The sequence below is a fragment of the Kribbella sp. NPDC050241 genome (assembly GCF_044459685.1).
In the GTDB taxonomy this organism is placed as follows: Bacteria; Actinomycetota; Actinomycetes; order Propionibacteriales; family Kribbellaceae; genus Kribbella.
Genome location: NZ_JBITJE010000004.1, coordinates 511,804 through 528,625, shown reverse-complemented (window position 1 = coordinate 528,625; position 16,822 = coordinate 511,804). Strand labels below are relative to the sequence as shown.

The window sequence follows — 16,822 nt, the reverse complement described above, 5'->3', positions numbered from 1 at the left end:
AACTCGGCACCGCACTCCGCCAGGCCCGGGTCGACGATGTCCGCGTCGTGGTGCTCGCGGCCGACGGCGATGCGTTCAGCGTCGGTGGCGACCTGCTCGCGATCTCCGCCGCGGACGATCGCGAACAGTACGTCGAGGATCTGGCCGAGACCCTGCATCGGGCGATCAGCGATCTGCACAACCTCAACGCGATCGTCGTCTCGGTCATGGCCGGGGTCACCGCCGGTGCCGGTGTCGCGTTGGCGGCCGCGGCGGACGTCGTACTGGCCGCGGACTCGGCAAGGTTCTCGATCGCCTACACCAAGGTCGGGCTGTCCCCGGACGGAGGCACCAGCCTCGTTCGGACTGCACCGAGCCCTGTACCTCACCCTCCTCAACCCACTCCTCACGGCTGAGGAAGCGAAGGCCGCCGGCCTCGTCGCAGAGGTCCATCCGGACAACGAGCTCATGGCAGCCGTGGACCGCGTGGTCGACGTGCTGCTGACCGGCTCGCGGTCCGCTCAGGTGGTGGCCAAGCGCCTGCTCCGCATGACCGCCACCCCCGCCCCCGCGGAAGCCATGCGCCGCGAGGCATTGACGATCCGCGCCGCGGTCAGCACGCCCGACGCCAAGGAAGGAATCGAAGCCTTCCTCGACAAGCGCGGCCCGGCCTTCCCCAGCGCTACTGACTGAAGGCGGCCGGCAGTGGCTCGGTGTGGATGATGTGGAGGCGGCTGACGGCTCGGGTCAGAACGACGTACAGGCGGTGGAGGCCGCGCGGTTCGGCGGCGACGATCCGGGCCGGCTCGGCGACCACGACCGCGTCGAACTCGAGCCCCTTCGCGAGGGATGCCGGCACGCAGACCAGGCGCGTCGCGTCCATCTCCTCCTCGCCCGCGCCGAGAAGCGCGGGCTCGAGACCCGCCGCGACGAGCGCGTCCATCAGCTCCGAGACGTGATCGTCGGCCGCGATCAGAGCGACCGAACCTTCGCCGCCCAGGTCGGCCTTGCACGCGTCGACGAGCTTGTCGACGAAGGAGCGCTCGTCGGCCTCGATGACGCTCAGCGCATCCTCGACCGTCCGGACACCGGTCGGTACGCCAAGCGTGGGCGCGATGTCCGGCAGCAACTTCGCGGCGAAGTCGATGATCTGGGCCGGGACCCGGAAGCCCCGATCGAGCTCGGCCACCACGGCGTCGGACTTCTCGAGGTGACCGAGGACGCGATCCCAGGAGCCTGCGGCCCACGCGGTCGTCGCCTGGGCGAGGTCGCCGAGGACGGTGGCCGAGCCAGTGCGGCAGCGCCTGCCGAGCGCGCGCAACTGCATGGCCGACAAGTCCTGTGCCTCGTCCAGGACGAGGTGGCCGAGTGAGCCGCTGCTGCGTTCGATCGAGTCCTCGAGTTCGTCGAGCAGCACGGTGTCGGCGGCCGACCACTTCGCGGATTTCCAGGACCGCGCAGGCTTGGTCCACAGCAGCGCGGCGCGTTCGTCCGCGGTGAGCTCGTCGCCGGCGGTCTGCGCGAGGAAGTCGGCATCGGAGAACAGCCGATGCAGCACCTGCTCGGGAAACACTCGCGGCCAGACCGCGTCCTGCACCTGGCGCACGGGCTTGGAGCGGGCGACGGCATTCTGCACGCGGTCGTCCGGCGACTCCGCGCGCTCTTCCATCCGGACCAGGACGACGTGCGCGATCCGCTGGGCCAGAGCATTGCGGCCCGGCGCGTACCGCGTCGACTCGCGCAGCGACGACACGATCTCGCTGACCTCGTCCTCGTGCACGCGGTAGCGCCGGGATCCCTTGCTGTACAGGACTCCGGCGGTCGGCGTACCGACGTACGACCACAAGGCACGGTGCAGCACGGTGGCCATCCGGGCATCGCCCTTGACCCGCGCGGCCTCCGGTTCGTCGACCGCCACGGCAGCCTGACTGATCCATTCGTCGATGGTCGTCTGCCGTACGTCGACCTCGCCGAGCGCGGGCAGGACCTTGCGGATGTAGGACAGGAACGAGCGGTTCGGCCCGACGATCACGACGCCGCCGCGGCTGAGCCGTTCCCGTTCGGTGTAGAGAAGATAGGCCACCCTGTGCAGGCCGACGGCGGTCTTCCCTGTGCCGGGCGCACCCTGCACGCAGACGGACGGATGCAGCGGCGCACGGACCAGGTCGTCCTGCTCCGGCTGGATGGTGGCCACGATGTCGCGCATCGGCCCGGTGCGCGGGCGCTCGATCTCGGCGCGCAGGAACGCGTCGGCCTGGTCGGCCACGACGGTCCCGATCAACGGCTCGTCCTCGAAACCGGTCAACTCTGCATGGTCGGAGAAGCCGTACCGGCGCCGCAGCAGGACTCGCTGCCGGTCGCTGTGGGTGGCCCGGTAGAACGGCACCGACACCGGCGCGCGCCAGTCGATGACGAGCGGTGCGCCACTCCCGTCGTGCACATGCCGGCGGCCGATGTAGATCCGGTCGAGCTCCTCGATCGCGCCGGCCTCGTAGTCCAGCCGCCCGAAGAACAGCGGCACGTCGGGCAGGTCGATCAGCGCCCGGGTCCGCTGCTCGTACGCGCGCTGGTTGGCCTCGTTGGTGAAGCGCTCGTCGTTGTCCTCACCCCCGATCACCGGGATCTCGCGACCGAAGACGTCGCCGTACATGCGGGCCAGCGCGGCGCGCGCCTCGGTCAGGAAGGCCCGTTCGGCCTCGAGTTCATCGGTGCCGGCAGGGCTGGGTGCGGAATCGACCATCGAAAGGAGCCTCGACTCGTGTTGGCAGACGGACGAACGACGGACTGGCGGCGATCAACAGGGTCCCGCCCCGGAGAACCATCCGGTTCGATTCGATCCTTCACACAGTGCAGAGAAGCCACCCGAAAAGACAGGCCGAGGACGTTACCAGCGGCCCCGACGCGCCGCTACCGAATTACCCGCGGCCCGATTCGGCCTTACATTTGGGACCGATGGAAATCGGTTGCCGCTCGTTCTCTCACCGTTAACCTCAGGGCCCCCGTGGGCGTCGTCTGCACTTCCTAAGTTCCTTGAGGTTATGAAGGAAGGGATGCATGGACGCACTCATCGCGGTCCGGGCTCGCGGGATCACCAAGGCGTTCGGTGAGGTCGTCGCCCTCGACGGCATCGACCTGAATGTCGCGCAGGGACAGATCCACGGCCTCGTCGGGCCGAACGGCGCCGGCAAAACGACACTGCTCGGTCTGCTGCTCGGTCTGGCCGTCGCCGACAGCGGCACCCTCGAGATTCTGGGTACGCCGGTCGGCCGCGCGCTGGCCGCACCCGAAGGCGTGGCCGGCTTCGTCGACGGGCCCGGTCTCTACCCGTCGCTGACGGCCCGGCAGAACCTCGCCGCCTTGGCCGATCTCCGCGGCGGTACCGAGACGGCCGGAATCGACGCCGTCCTCGGCGAGGTCGGCCTCACCGATGTCGCGGACGACCGGACCCGTGGCTTCTCCCTCGGCATGCGGCAGCGACTCGGACTCGCCGCCGCGCTACTCACCAAGCCGCGGCTGATCGTGCTCGACGAGCCGTCCAACGGCCTCGACCCGGCAGGCAAGAGGCACGTCCACAGTGTTCTCAACCGGCTGGCGGCCGAGGGAACGACTGTCGTGCTCTCGAGTCACCGCATGGACGATGTCGAGGCCCTGTGTTCCGAGGTGACCATTCTCAACACCGGACGCATCGTCTTCACCGGACCGCTGAGCAAACTCGCGGCCGAGAACGGTGAACTCGACTATCGCCTGGTCACCTCCGATGCAGAGGCCGCCCGCAAGGTGGCAGGCGACACCGACGGGATCACCGTCGACGAGGCCGTGTCGCCGAACGACGACCTCTTCGTTGTTCGTGGACTGGTGCAAGCGCTCGACGACCTCGTCGTACGGCTGGTGCATGCCGGCATCGCGGTGCGCGAGTTCGCACCCGTCGTGTCGCCCCTCGAGGCAGCGTTCCTCGCCCTCACCGAGCAGCAGGAGGCGGGCCAGTGACCGCGACCGTCGCCGACGCCCGTCCGGCCGTCGCCCATCCCGTCTCGGTGGCCCGCGGCTACCGGTTCGAACTGGTCAAGCTGACCTCGCAGTGGCGGATCCGTCTGATCGTCGTCGCCTGCTGGATCGCACCCGCGCTGTTCGTCGCCGCGGTCAGCCAGCAGACCTCACTCCCGGTCGACACCCTCTTCGGGCGCTGGATGCACGCGACCGGGTGGGCCGGACCGCTCGTGATCCTGGGCTTCTCCGGGAACTGGGCGCTCCCGCTGCTGACCTCGCTGGTCGCCGGAGACGTGTTCGCCTCCGAGGATCGGCTGGGGACCTGGCGCCACCTGCTCGTGGCGGTCCGTTCGCCGCAACGGATCTTCGTGGCGAAGGCACTGGCCAGCCTGACGGTCATCATGCTGCTGATGGCTGGGCTGGCTGTGTCCAGCGCGGTCGGCGGGCTGATCGCGGTCGGCAATCAGCCGCTGGTCGGCCTCGACGGTCACCTGTTGTCGTCTGGCAACGCCGCTGGGAACGTACTGCTCGCGTGGGTCTGTGCGATCGCCCCGACCCTCGCCCTCGCCGCGATCGGCCTGCTCGGATCCGTCGCACTGGGTCGGTCTCCGATGGGTCTGCTTCTGCCCGCGCTGGTCGCGCTGGCCATGCAGCTGGCGCAGATGCTGCCGCTGCCGGTCGCCGTACGCCTGGCTCTGCCCGGGTACGCGTTCACAGCCTGGAAGGGCCTGTTCACGAGCCCGGGTCAACTCGCTCCGTTGCTGATCGGCGTCCTCGTCAGCCTGGTCTGGGCGGCCACCGCGACCGCACTGGCCTACCTGCTCTTCCTGCGGCGTGACTTCACCAACCTGACCTCGGACGGTTCGGGCCGGCGCGCGATCACCGTCGGCCTGGTACCGCTGGTCGGTCTGCTCGCCGTCACCATCGCGATCCTCGCCGCGGTGACGGCCTCGGCGACGGCCGGCATCCAGCAGGCCAAGGTCGAGGCCGGCGTGTCGACCGCGTTCGCCCACCTCTACCGGGTGCAGACCAAGGAGCTCAACCGTCCCGACGTCACCGAAGCGCAACTGCAGGCTTCGACGGCGTGCACCAAGGGCGACGGCAAGGTCGACCCGGTGGGACCCGGCAACGACTGGCGTTGCGTCGTCTCGTGGCATCTGCCCGACGTCGCGGCGACCGGGCAAGCCATCTACCAACTGGACATCACCGCAGATGGGCGCTTCATGGCCGACGGCGACGGACCGAAGGAAGTCAACGGCTTCTTCCTGGTCCGGACGCCGATCGGCGACGCACCCAACCCCCTATGGCAGTTCGACGGCAACGTCGACCTGCTACCCACCCCGAAGGGATAACCCAAGATGCAGGTAACACGCCTCCGCCGGCGTGTCGAGAAGAAGCCCCCGGGCCTTCTCGGTCGACGCATCGGCCGCCGCGTACCACTCGTCACGGCAGGCGCCACCGTTGTCGCCGTCCTCGCCGCCGGTACCGGCTCAGCCCAGACCACGCAGTTCGGAACGTCCCACGTCGGCGACACCACCGACAAGGGTCTGGTCATCTCCAGCGACCAGTACCTCAAGCCGATCGGCGAGCGCCTCCTCCTTCAGCCAGGCAAGATCATGTCCTCCTCGGTCAGCCCCGACGGCACCCACGTCGCGGCCTCGATCACCGACGGCGGCATGGCGCTGGCGATCGTGAACCTGAAGGACTGGAAGGTGCAGCAGCTGATCGGCAACAACGCCGCGGCGAATCTGCGCATCCCTGGCAACGACATCGGCCAGGAAGGCCCGACGTACTCCCCCGACGGGTCGCAGCTGTGGCTCGGGCAGACCGACGGCTACCGCAGGTTCACCGTGAACCCGGACGGCAGCCTGGCCAACCCGACGTTCGTCTCGATCCCGGCCGACGGGCCCAAGCACGCACTGGTCGGCGAGGCCGTGTTCTCGTCCGACGGCTCGATCGTGTACTCCGCGGTCAACGGCCAGAACCGCGTGGTCGCGATCAACGCGGCGACCGGCGGCATCATCCAGAGCTGGTCGGTGGGCATCGCTCCGCGTGACCTGATCATGGTCGGCGACAACCTGTACGTCAGCAACGAGGGCGGCCGCACGGCACGGCCGGGCGATACCACGATCAACTCGTACAACACCCCGGTGCCGGCCAACCCGGTCACCGCGGCCACCACGACCGGCACCGTCAGCGTCATCAACCTGGCGAAGCCGGCTGCGGCCGTGACGAGCATCGACGTCGGTCTGCACCCGACCGCCCTGTACGCCAAGGGCAACGCGCTGTTCGTCACCAACACCCAGACCAACGACGTGTCGATCATCGACACCGGCAAGAACAAGGTCGTCCAGACCGTCGCCACCCAGCCGTGGCCGGAGGCCTCGGTGGGCTACGAGCCCGACGGAGTGACACTCACCGACGACGGTCATCTGCTGGTGACCCTCGGCCGCGCGAACGCGGTCGCCGTCTACAAGTACACGACCCCGCTGGAGCCGGTCAGCTACGTCGGTCTGCTGCCGACGGACTACTTCCCGGCTGAGATCGCCACGGTCGGCGACGACGTACTGGTGTCCAACACCCGGGGCATCGACGCCCGCCGTACGACGACCGCCGCCGGGCACGGCACCCACGACACCACGTCGAGCCTGCAGCGGTTCAAGCTGCCGACGGACAACGTGATCCGCGCCGAGACGGCCAAGGTCTTCCAGCAGAACGGCTGGACCAAGGGTTCGGTCCAGGTGGCCAACGGCAAGGGCGAGGCCGCCAAGAAGAAGCCGGTGCCGGTCCCGCAGCGGTTGGGCGAGCCGTCGACGATCAAGCACGTCTTCCTGCTGGTGAAGGAGAACCGGACCTACGACCAGGTCTACGGTGACATGCCGGAGGGCGACGGCGACCCGGCGCTGGCGCAGTTCGGTGAGAACGTGACGCCGAACCAGCACGCGCTGGCCCAGCAGTTCGGGCTCTACGACAACACCTACGACGTCGGCACGAACTCGGCCGAGGGTCACAACTGGCTGATGCAGGCGGACAACCCGGAGTACACCGAGTCCTCGGCCGGCGAGTACCTGCGCAGCTACGACACCGAGGACGACGCGCTCGGCCACCAGCAGACCGGCTTCATCTGGAGCGGTGCGCAGGCGGCCGGCAAGACCGTGCGCGACTTCGGTGAGTTCCAGCAGTTCCTGACCAAGCCGGCCGGCGCGAGCTGGCAGAACCTGTACTGCGACACGAAGAACATGGTCGCCACCGGGCAGGACACGAAGTACCCGCTGGTCTCGTCCTCGCCGATCCCGTCGCTGAACGACGTGTCGGTGCACGGCTTCCCGAAGTTCGACACCAGCGTCCCGGACATCTACCGGGCACAGATCTGGAAGCAGGACTTCGAGAAGAACGGGCCGGCGAACCTGAACATGTTCTGGCTGTCCAGTGACCACACCGGCGGTCCGGCGAACGCGGCCGCCCAGGTCGCGGACAACGACCTCGCGGTCGGCAAGATCGTCCAGACGATCTCGCACAGCAAGTACTGGAAGGACTCGGCGATCTTCGTCGTCGAGGACGACTCGCAGGCCGGCCTGGACCACATCGACGGCCACCGGGCGCCGATCCAGATCATCAGCCCGTGGGCCCAGCACGGCACGGTCGACAACCACTACTACTCGCAGATCACGATGATCCGCACCATCGAGCAGATCCTCGGGATCCACCCGATGAACCAGAAGGACAGTGCGGCGACCCCGATGCGGGACGCGTTCACCCAGCGCCCCGACAACACGCCGTTCACCGCTCTGCCGAACCGGACCTCGCTGACCGGCGGTCTGAGCACCCCACCGTCCTGCGGCCTGGACACCCCGGCGGCGCAGAACCCGCTCGCGGCGCCCGCGCCGAAGGCGACGGTACCGGCGGACATGCAGGAGCTGGCGGCCAAGTGGAACGACTGGAAGTCGCAGCAGCGGCTCACCGGCCCGGACGCCAAGGCCGACTTCGCGAACCCGGCGCAGATGGACCACTTCACGTGGTACCAGGCGCACGACTGGGCCACGCCGTACCCCGGTGAGGACAAGATCGTCGCACCGCAGGACGTGCCAGGCTCGTACATCCCGGCCCCGGACTCCGACGGCTGAGATAACACGTAGTACGTAGCACCCGAGGCCCCTGGCCGGCATCACGCCGGTCAGGGGCTTCCGCGTTCCTACCAGGGATGGATGGATCTCCAACCTCCGATCGAGGCGGCAGCAGCCCGGACTTCAACAGTCACGCCGATGACCGGGCGTGACGCAGCGCCACCACAACCCGGGGTTGGAGAAACCCGGGTCAGTCGCTCTCGTCCAGCCGGAGCTGGAGAAGTTGCGCGAGCGGCATGGACTCACCATCGCGAGCGCCCAGGCCGACGGTGATCGGCGGATCGGACGGCAGGATGCGTACGCCGAGGAGCCGGGCGCTGAGGCTGGCTGGCGTACCGAGGATGTAGAAGTTGCCCTCGGCGTCGGTGCCGAGCGAACGGTTGCGGCGCAGGTACCAGCCAGTGATCCCGGTGCGGTAGCTGGCTCCCGATCCGGTGACCTGCGCTCGCAGCGGCTGTGGCTCGACGCCTCGTTCCTTCATCGTCCGGACGAAATCGGTCAGCAGCGCACGGGCCTGCGCGGTCTCGGCGGCCTTGCGGCGTTCGAGCGCCGCGGCATGGACGGCGGCTGCCTCCCGCCGTTCCTCGCGCCAACTCGGCTGACTGTCCACCCCGCCAGCCTAGGACACGTCAGGCTGGTGCCGGCTGAGCTATCCGGCCCAGCAGGTGTTGCCAAGCACGGTCAAGGCCGGCGGCAATGCAGCCGGCCACGACTGTGTCTGCCGCGAGCACGCTCATCTTCACTTCCGGCATTACCGGCGAGAGCAGACGCAACTGCTCGACGACCGCATCGAGGAAGCCCGGTGCCTGCCCGATGCCACCGCCCAGCACGATCAACTCGGGGTCGACGACGGCGATGACACTGCACACCGCCTTGGCCACGAGGAGTGCCTCTTCGGTCACCACGGCGGCCGCGATCACATCACCACGCGCCGCCGCCGCGAACACCTTCGCCGCCGACGTCGCACCTCGCACACCCGCACGCCGAGCGGCCCTGACCACGGCCGCGGCCGATGCCGAGGCGTCGAAGCTGCCCCGCTTGCGGGCATCCCGAGCATCGCTTCCGCTGCCTTCGGTGAACGGCAGGTAACTGATCTCGCCCGCCACACCGTGGAAGCCGTGCCGCAGCTTCCCGTCGAGCACCAAGCCCATGCCGATACCCGTACCGACGGACACGAACGCGAAGCTGTCGACATCGCGGCCATGACCGTGGACCCGCTCGGCCAGGGCCGCGGCGTCGACGTCGTTCTCGATCATCAACGCCGGACCGAACCGCTCGCGCAGCGCCGGCAACACCGCGGGCGAGTCCCAACCCGACAGGCGCCCGGTCAACGTCAGGGTGTCGCGCTTCGGGTCGTAGACACCCGGACTTCCGATCACTGTCTGGGTGAGCTGCGACGCGGTGATACCTGCTTCGTCCAGCAGTGTCTTGGCGAGGTCGGCGAGTTCCTGGACCCGGGCCATCTCCCGCACTGCCTTCGTGCGCACGCTGAGCCGGCAACGCACCGTGCCCCGCAAATCCGCGACCGCCCCACGCAAGAACTCGCGCCCGACATCGAGCCCGAGGACGAACCCTGCCTCCGGGCGTACGTCATACAATCGCGCGGCCGGACCCGGGACGCCGGTCCGCTGGCCGGACGCATGCACCAGCCCGCCGCGCTCTATGGTGGCCAGGGCCGCGGAGACTGTCGGCTTCGACAGACCGGTCAGCGCGGCCAGCTCCGTCCTCGACACCGGCCCGGACCGCCGGATGTGTTCCAGCAGCACCTGCTCGTTGATCGCGCGAATCAGCTGCGGGCGGGCCGCGGCGGCACCTCCGGCGACAACCGTCACGTCGGTCTCCTTCAGGTCGCGAATTGGTCAAGCTGCGAGTTGGGCCTTGTGCCCGCCAGGATTGTTAAGTTAGTTTCCTAACGATTCTATTGGACGGCACGGTGGAGTTGCCAGCCCATGATTCCTACCCCGGTTGTGCTCGGACTCGACTTCGGCGGGACGAAGATCGCCGCCGCGGTCGCCGACCTGTCCGGCCGGCGTCTCGGCACGACCACCATCGACAGCCTGGCCGATGCAGGAGCCGAGGCCGCGATGCGTCGCGGTCTGACCGCGGCCCAGGACCTGTTGGCGGATGTCGCTCCGGACAGGGAACTCGCCGCGGTCGGCGCGGCGACGCTCGGGATCCCGTACGACGACCACGTCGAGCTCGCGCCGACGTTTCCCGGCTGGGGCGAACTCCCCTTCGGGCGGATGGTGCGGGAGGCGTTCCCCGACGTACCTGTCCGGCTCGGGACCGACGTGAAGGCCGCGGCCGCCGCCGAGGTGCGGTGGGGTGCGCTGGCCGGTTGCGATCCGGGTATCTACCTCAACCTCGGCACCGGCCTGGCGGTGGCGATCGTTGCCGGAGGCACGGTGATTTCCGGCGCTCACCGAGCGTCCGGAGAGATCGCCTACAACGTGCGGACCGCCGCGGACGTTTGGATCGAGCCGGCGCAGCGCACGATCCTCGAGGATGTCGTCAGCGGCCAAGCACTCGAGACGACCGGCAGCACCCGGCTCGGACAGCGGGTATCGGCGGCGGACGTCTTCACCAGGTCGGCGACCCAGCCGGACGCCGCCGTCCTCACCGACGAGTTCAACCGCGAGCTGGCGATGCACGTCGTCAACCTCGCCATCGCCCTCGACCCGGCCCGCATCGTTGTCGGTGGCGGCCTGGTCGGCTCCTGGGACCGGATCGGTCCCGAACTGCGCCGGGCACTCGACGCGGCCGTCCCGTTCCCACCGGAACTGGAAAAGGCCCGGTTCCCTTCGGACGCGCCGCTGGTGGGCGCACTCGCCCTCGGAGTCGAGGCCGCGGGCGCGGTCCTCGGTGCGGAGGCATTCGCATGACCATGAGATCGAGGAGTGAAAGGCAGAGACGATGAGGGGCATCAAACGGATCGCCGTCGCCACCATGGCGGTCGGCATACTGGCCGCTGCGGGCTGTGGCGGCGGTGACAAGCCGATCGGGAGTGCTTCCAGCAACCCGTCGTCCTCGACGAGCAGCGGCGGCAGCACCGGGCAGTTCAAGAAGGGTGGAGTCGTCACGATCGCCAACGTCGGCGGTCAGACCTGGCCATGCCAGTTCAACCCGTTCAATCCGGCGGTCAACCAGCAGGCGCTCGGCTTCGTGTACGAGCCCCTGACCTTCGTCAATGTGCTGAAGAGCGGTGCCACCACGCCGATGCTGGCGACCGCGTTCACGTGGTCGCCGACCAAGGACTCGATCGTCTTCACCATCCGCGACGGCGTGAAGTGGAGCGACGGCCAGCCGTTCAGCGCCGACGACGTGGTCTACACGTTCAACCTGATGAAGCAGCAGCCGGCCCTGGACCTCTTCGCCCTGTGGAGCGGCGCCGGGCTGACCAGCGTCACCGCGGCCGGCAACAAGGTCACGCTGAAGTTCAAGGGTGCGGCCGAGCCGTACTTCTACAACTTCGCCAACCAGGTCGGCATCGTGCCCAAGCACATCTGGTCCACCGGCGAGGCGGCGTCCAAGCCGGCCACCTATGCGAACCCGAAGCCGGTCGGCACCGGAGCGTTCACCGTCGAGTCATGCAGCAGCAACAACATCACCTACGCCGCCAACGGCAGCTACTGGCAGCCTGGCAAGCCGTATGTGTCGAAGGTGCAGTACCCGGCGTACCTGGACAACAACCCGGCCAACCTCGACCTGGCCAGCGGCAAGGCGCAGTGGGGTGGTCAGTACATCCCGAACATCGACAAGTTCTACAAGTCGAAGTCACCGAACAACAACTACTGGTTCCCGCCGACCGCGAACGTCGCGCTCATCCCGAACCTCGACCCGTCGCACAAGGTGACCAGCAACCTGGCCGTCCGGCAGGCGATCGCCTACGCGCTCGACCGCGAGCAGATCTCGAAGATCGGTGAGAGCGGCTACCAACCGGCCGCGAACCAGACCGGCGTCGTCACCCCGACCTTCGACAAGTACTTCGACAAGGACGCGCTGACGGCGGCCGGCTACGACAAGCCGAACCCGGACAAGGCCAAGCAGTTGCTGGCCAGCGCCGGCTACAGCGCGTCGAACCCGCTCAAGCTGAACGTCATCAGCGTCACCGGCTACACCGACTGGGACGCGTCCCTGGCGGTCGTCAAGCAGCAGCTCGCCGCGGTCGGGATCGAGCTGACCACCCAGGACCTGCAGCAGCAGTCGTACAACCAGAAGCTCTACACCGGTGACTACGACCTGGCGTACTCGAGCCAGTCCGGCGGACCCACGCCGTACTACGAGCTGCGGCAGCTGCTGTACTCGAAGAACACCGCCCCGATCGGCAAGCAGGCCAACAGCAACTACTCGCGCTACATCAACCCCGCGGTCGACAAGCTCCTCGACCAGTACGCGAGTGCGGACCCCGACACCCAGGTCAAGCTGATCAAGCAGATCTCGGGCTACATGATCAAGGACATCCCGTTGATCCCGACGACCGAGTCGGTCGACTGGTACCAGTACAACACCACGGACCTCGAGGGCTGGCCGACGCAGGACAACCCGTACGCCCAGCCGGCGCCGTACAACATCCCCGACGTCGGGCAGGTGCTGACGAACCTGTACTCGAAGTCGGCCCAGAAGTAGGTAAGGAAGGAAACGTGGCAAGAGTGAGCACGAGGAGCTGGTGGTCGTGCGGTTCCTGATACGTCGTCTCGGGTTCTTCGTGCTCACTCTCTGGGCGGCGATGACGCTGAACTTCTTCATCCCGCGGATGATGCCGGGCAGTCCTGAGGATGCACTGCGGTCGCGGCTCAGCAAGGGCGGCGCAATCGTCACGCCGGAGCAGTTACGCACGGTGCTGGCCGAGTTCGGCTTCGACCCGGACAAGAACATCGTGTTGCAGTACGGCGAGTACCTCAAAGCGATGGTCACCGGGCACTGGGGCGTGTCGGTCGGCAGCAGCCTCGGTGTCCCGGTGACGACCCTGATCGGCGACGCGCTGCCGTGGACCCTCGGCCTGGTCGGCATCACCACCGTGCTGGCGTTCGGGATCGGCACCCTGATCGGCACGATCGCCGGCTGGCGGCGGGGCGGGCTGATCGACGGGGTCGTGCCACCGATCTTCATCGTCACCTCGGCGCTGCCGTACTTCTGGGTGGCGCTGCTGCTGATCTCATTGTTCGCCATGGGCAACAATCCGGTCCTGCCCAACGACTTCAACTACGATCAGGGACTGACGCCCGCGTTCACGGCGGAGTTCGCCGGCAGCGTGCTCAAGCACGGCATCCTGCCGGCCGCCACCATCCTGATCACCGCGGTCGGCGGCTGGATCCTGACCATGCGCAACAACATGGTCACCACGCTGGCCGAAGACTATGTCCGGATGGCCCGCGCCAAGGGCATCCCGAACCGGAAGATCATGTTCGGCTACGCCGGCCGGAACGCGTTCCTGCCGAACCTGTCCGGGTTCGCGATGTCACTCGGCTTCGTCATCTCCGGCGTGATCCTGGTCGAGTACGTCTTCAACTACCCCGGCCTGGGTTACATGTTCTACAACGCCACGGTGAGCACCGACTACCCGTTGCTGCAGGCACTGTTCCTGCTGTCGACGCTGGCCGTCCTGATCTGTGTCCTGCTCTGCGACTTCGCGGTGTTCCTGCTCGACCCACGAGCCCGGACGAAGGGGTAGTTGCCAGTGAGTGAGCGAAGCGAAGTCACCATCAAGCAGAGCTGCTCATCGCGCTTATCGGCGCCCGCAGCGAAGCGAGGACGTCGATGAGTGCGATCGTCGCCGGCACCGCACCGGCCGCACCGAGTGTGACCCGCCGCCCGCGGGGCGGCATCTTCCGGGCCATCCTGCACAACCGCAAGGCCATGGTGGGGGCGGCCTTGCTGGTGCTGTTCTGCCTGCTGGCCGCCGTTCCGAAGCTGTTCGTCCCGTGGCTCAAGGGCGACCCACAGGCGATCGGTGACCTGCCTCTGCAGGGCCCCTCGTCCGCGCACTGGCTCGGCACCACCGGCCTCGGCCAGGACGTGTACGCCGAGCTGATCTACAGCACCCGCGAGTCGTTGATCATCGCGGTCGTCGCCGGCCTCGGCGCCACGATCCTGGCCGTCGTCATCGGGGTCTCGGCCGCCTACCTCGGCGGCGCCGCGGACAACGTGCTGTCGATGATGACCGACATCTTCCTGGTGCTGCCGACGTTCCCGCTGATCATCGTGCTGGCGACGTACGCCGGCAAGGGCAACCTGACCGTGATCATCGTCGTGCTGATCCTCACGGGCTGGTCGTACGGCGCCAGACAGATGCGCGCGCAGGCGCTGTCGCTGCGCAACCGCGACTTCCTCGAGTCGGCCCGGGTCCGTGGCGAGCGGCGGTCGTACATCATCGTGGTCGAAGTGCTGCCGACGATGATCTCGCTGATCGTCGCGAACTTCCTCGGTGCTGCCTTGTACTCCGTCCTGACCGCGGCCGGCCTGCAGTTCCTCGGGCTCGGCGATCCCAACTCACTGAGCTGGGGCACGATGCTCTACTGGGCGCAGAACCAGGGCGCCCTGGTGAACGGACTGCCCGCCTGGGCGCTGTCGCCCGGCCTGGCGGTCGCGCTGCTCGGCGTCTCGTTCGCCCTGCTCAACTATGCGTTCGACGAGATCAGCAACCCCGCCCTGCGGCCGGTTCGGAGGCGACGTGCCAAGTCAGCAGCCAATTCTTGAGGTCCGCGATCTCACCGTCGAGTACGACACCGGCGACCGCCCGGTCGTCGCGGTCGACTCGGTGGATCTCGACGTACACGCCGGTGAGTTCGTCGGGGTGGTCGGCGAGTCGGGCTGCGGCAAGTCGACGCTGCTGTTCGCCATCGCCCAGCTGCTGAGCCCACCGGCCGCCATCACCGGCGGCAGCGTGCACTTCCAGGGCCAGGACCTCGTCGCGATGAGCGAGAAGAAGCTGGCCGCACTGCGCTGGCGGGACTACTCCGTGGTGATGCAGAGCGCGATGAACGCGCTCAACCCGGTGAAGAGCATCGGCAGCCAGTTCCGCGACGCGATCATGGCGCACGACGAACGGGTCGACGACGAGCGCCCGGCCGAGGTGATGCGAATGGTCGGCATCGACCCGATCCACCTCAAGAGCTATCCGCACCAGCTCAGCGGCGGGATGCGGCAGCGGGCGATGATCGCGATGGCGCTGCTGTTCACCCCCGACATGATCATCATGGACGAGCCGACCTCGGCGCTCGACGTGGTCGCGCAACGATCCCTGATGGTGCAGATCAAGGAACTGCAGAAGCAACTCGGCTTCGCCGTCGTCTTCGTCACCCACGACATGTCGCTGATCAGCCACTTCTCCGACCAGCTGATGGTGATGTACGCCGGTCAGGTCGTCGAGTTCGGCGCCACGCGCGCCGTGTTCGACCATCCGGCGCACCCGTACAGCAAGGGTCTGCTCGACGCGTTCCCGTCGATCCGGGGCCCGAAGCAACCACTGACCGGGATTCCGGGAAGCCCGCCGAACCTGGCCAGCCCACCGAGCGGCTGCCGCTTCCATCCGCGCTGCCCGGTGGCGTTCGAGGACTGTCCCAAGATCGAGCCCGAGCTCTACCAGGTCGGTCCGATCCAGGCGCGCTGCCTGCTGCACGCACCGGGCCAGACCCACCCGGCCGAGCCCGTCCAGGAGGTGACGTCATGACCGATATCAGTGTGGACTCCACGTCGTCGACCGTCCAGGACTCGGTGGCGTCGACGGCGCCGCTGCTCGAGACCAAGAAGCTCACCCGCCACTTCCGCGTCGGCCGCGGGCTGTCCCGGCAGATGCTGCACGCGGTCGACAACGTCGACCTCACCATCGACCGGCAGGAGATCGTCGCGCTGGCCGGAGAGAGCGGCAGCGGCAAGAGCACCATCGCCCGGCTGCTCGCGGGTGTGTACCAGCCGACGAGCGGCGAGATCTACTACCAGGGCCGGCCGACGTCGAGCATGCGGTCGCGCAAGGACCAGCTCGCCTACCGTGGCGACGTACCGATGGTCTTCCAGGATCCGTTCAGCTCGCTCAATCCCGCCTTCCGCGTCTCGCACGGCATCCTGCGCAGCCTGAAGCTGCACCGTCCGGAGCTCACGCGGGCGCAGCGGCTCGAGGAGGCCGAACGCGTCGTCGAGGCGGTCGGTCTGTCCCCCGCCGGCGACATCATGCACCGCTATCCGTATGAGCTCAGCGGCGGGCAGCGGCAACGCATCGGCTTCGCCCAGGCGCTGGCGCACAAACCCAAGCTGATCCTCGCCGACGAGCCGGTGTCGATGCTCGACGTGTCGATCCGCATCGGCCTGCTCAACCTGATGAGCGAGCTGCGCGAGACCCAGGGCGTGTCGTTCCTGTACATCACCCACGACATCGCGAGCGCGCGGTACGTCGCCGACCGTCTCGCCATCATGTACGCCGGGCACATCGTCGAGTCCGGCCCGGCCGAGTCCGTGCTGGCCAACCCCAAGCACCCGTACACCGACCTGTTGCTCGGCGCGGTCCCCGACCCGCGGGCACCGCTGACTGCCGCCGTCGAAGGCGACACCGGTGAACCGCCGAAGGTCATCGACCCCACCCCGGGCTGCCGCTTCCGCTGGCGCTGCCCGCTGGTCGTCGACGAGTGCCACCAGACGACCCCGCTCCTGCGCATCCTCGGCACCGACCACGAGGCCGCCTGCCACGTCGCCGAATCCGATCCGGGGCTCGAGGACACAACGGCGCGTTAGGTTCGCCG

General features: G+C 68.1%; 14 protein-coding genes. 11 read left to right on the top strand and 3 right to left on the bottom strand.

The window, feature by feature from the left end:
- The first annotated feature begins 47 nt into the window (after positions 1 to 47).
- Together ACIBG5_RS22685 and ACIBG5_RS22680 are read left to right on the top strand one after the other, a co-directional pair.
- Positions 48 to 395 (top strand): enoyl-CoA hydratase-related protein, encoded by a 348-nt coding sequence (locus ACIBG5_RS22685; RefSeq protein ID WP_396393458.1) that lies wholly within the window; start codon positions 48 to 50, stop codon positions 393 to 395.
- Complete coding sequence (locus ACIBG5_RS22680) at positions 346 to 672, top strand: enoyl-CoA hydratase/isomerase family protein (protein ID WP_396393632.1); 327 nt, start codon at positions 346 to 348, stop codon at positions 670 to 672. Before ACIBG5_RS22685 ends, ACIBG5_RS22680 begins: the two co-directional genes overlap by 50 nt.
- Here ACIBG5_RS22680 and ACIBG5_RS22675 read toward each other — a convergent pair.
- On the bottom strand, positions 662 to 2,719 hold the full coding sequence (locus ACIBG5_RS22675) for a HelD family protein (protein WP_396393457.1): 2,058 nt from the start codon (positions 2,717 to 2,719) through the stop codon (positions 662 to 664). The genes ACIBG5_RS22680 and ACIBG5_RS22675 overlap by 11 nt on opposite strands.
- A gap of 314 nt (positions 2,720 to 3,033) precedes the next feature.
- On the opposite strand from ACIBG5_RS22675, the gene ACIBG5_RS22670 reads away from it, so the two are divergent.
- From ACIBG5_RS22670 to ACIBG5_RS22660, 3 genes are read left to right on the top strand one after another with little or no spacing between them, the layout of a single operon-like run.
- On the top strand, positions 3,034 to 3,966 hold the full coding sequence (locus ACIBG5_RS22670) for an ABC transporter ATP-binding protein (protein ID WP_396393456.1): 933 nt from the start codon (positions 3,034 to 3,036) through the stop codon (positions 3,964 to 3,966).
- The gene (locus ACIBG5_RS22665) at positions 3,963 to 5,318 is read left to right on the top strand and encodes an ABC transporter permease (protein WP_396393455.1); all 1,356 of its coding nucleotides are present in this window, start codon (positions 3,963 to 3,965) and stop codon (positions 5,316 to 5,318) included. The genes ACIBG5_RS22670 and ACIBG5_RS22665 overlap by 4 nt, the downstream gene beginning before the upstream one ends.
- Before the next feature lie 6 nt (positions 5,319 to 5,324).
- A complete protein-coding gene (locus tag ACIBG5_RS22660; protein WP_396393454.1) occupies positions 5,325 to 8,090 on the top strand; it encodes a bifunctional YncE family protein/alkaline phosphatase family protein in 2,766 nt (921 codons plus the stop codon).
- 190 nt (positions 8,091 to 8,280) lie between these two features.
- Here the strand turns inward: ACIBG5_RS22660 and ACIBG5_RS22655 are convergent, their stop codons facing one another.
- Both ACIBG5_RS22655 and ACIBG5_RS22650 read right to left on the bottom strand, forming a co-directional pair.
- Positions 8,281 to 8,700, bottom strand: a complete 420-nt coding sequence (locus ACIBG5_RS22655; RefSeq protein WP_360447602.1) for a hypothetical protein — start codon at positions 8,698 to 8,700, stop codon at positions 8,281 to 8,283.
- Between the two features lie 19 nt (positions 8,701 to 8,719).
- Positions 8,720 to 9,922: an ROK family transcriptional regulator gene (locus ACIBG5_RS22650; RefSeq protein WP_396393453.1), complete on the bottom strand. Its 1,203-nt coding sequence runs from the start codon at positions 9,920 to 9,922 to the stop codon at positions 8,720 to 8,722.
- Between the two features lie 117 nt (positions 9,923 to 10,039).
- On the opposite strand from ACIBG5_RS22650, the gene ACIBG5_RS22645 reads away from it, so the two are divergent.
- The 6 genes from ACIBG5_RS22645 to ACIBG5_RS22620 all read left to right on the top strand — a co-directional run bounded on the left by ACIBG5_RS22645 (position 10,040) and on the right by ACIBG5_RS22620 (position 16,814).
- The gene (locus ACIBG5_RS22645) at positions 10,040 to 10,972 is read left to right on the top strand and encodes an ROK family protein (protein ID WP_396393452.1); all 933 of its coding nucleotides are present in this window, start codon (positions 10,040 to 10,042) and stop codon (positions 10,970 to 10,972) included.
- Positions 10,973 to 11,003: 31 nt separating this feature from the next.
- Positions 11,004 to 12,716, top strand: coding sequence for an ABC transporter substrate-binding protein (locus ACIBG5_RS22640; protein ID WP_396393451.1), 1,713 nt, complete (start codon positions 11,004 to 11,006; stop codon positions 12,714 to 12,716).
- A 46-nt stretch (positions 12,717 to 12,762) separates the two neighbouring features.
- The gene (locus ACIBG5_RS22635; RefSeq protein WP_360447609.1) at positions 12,763 to 13,761 is read left to right on the top strand and encodes an ABC transporter permease; all 999 of its coding nucleotides are present in this window, start codon (positions 12,763 to 12,765) and stop codon (positions 13,759 to 13,761) included.
- Between the two features lie 86 nt (positions 13,762 to 13,847).
- Positions 13,848 to 14,786: an ABC transporter permease gene (locus tag ACIBG5_RS22630; protein ID WP_396393450.1), complete on the top strand. Its 939-nt coding sequence runs from the start codon at positions 13,848 to 13,850 to the stop codon at positions 14,784 to 14,786.
- Positions 14,761 to 15,759: an ABC transporter ATP-binding protein gene (locus ACIBG5_RS22625; protein ID WP_396393449.1), complete on the top strand. Its 999-nt coding sequence runs from the start codon at positions 14,761 to 14,763 to the stop codon at positions 15,757 to 15,759. The genes ACIBG5_RS22630 and ACIBG5_RS22625 overlap by 26 nt, the downstream gene beginning before the upstream one ends.
- On the top strand, positions 15,756 to 16,814 hold the full coding sequence (locus tag ACIBG5_RS22620) for an ABC transporter ATP-binding protein (protein WP_396393448.1): 1,059 nt from the start codon (positions 15,756 to 15,758) through the stop codon (positions 16,812 to 16,814). The genes ACIBG5_RS22625 and ACIBG5_RS22620 overlap by 4 nt, the downstream gene beginning before the upstream one ends.
- Positions 16,815 to 16,822 lie beyond the last annotated feature (8 nt).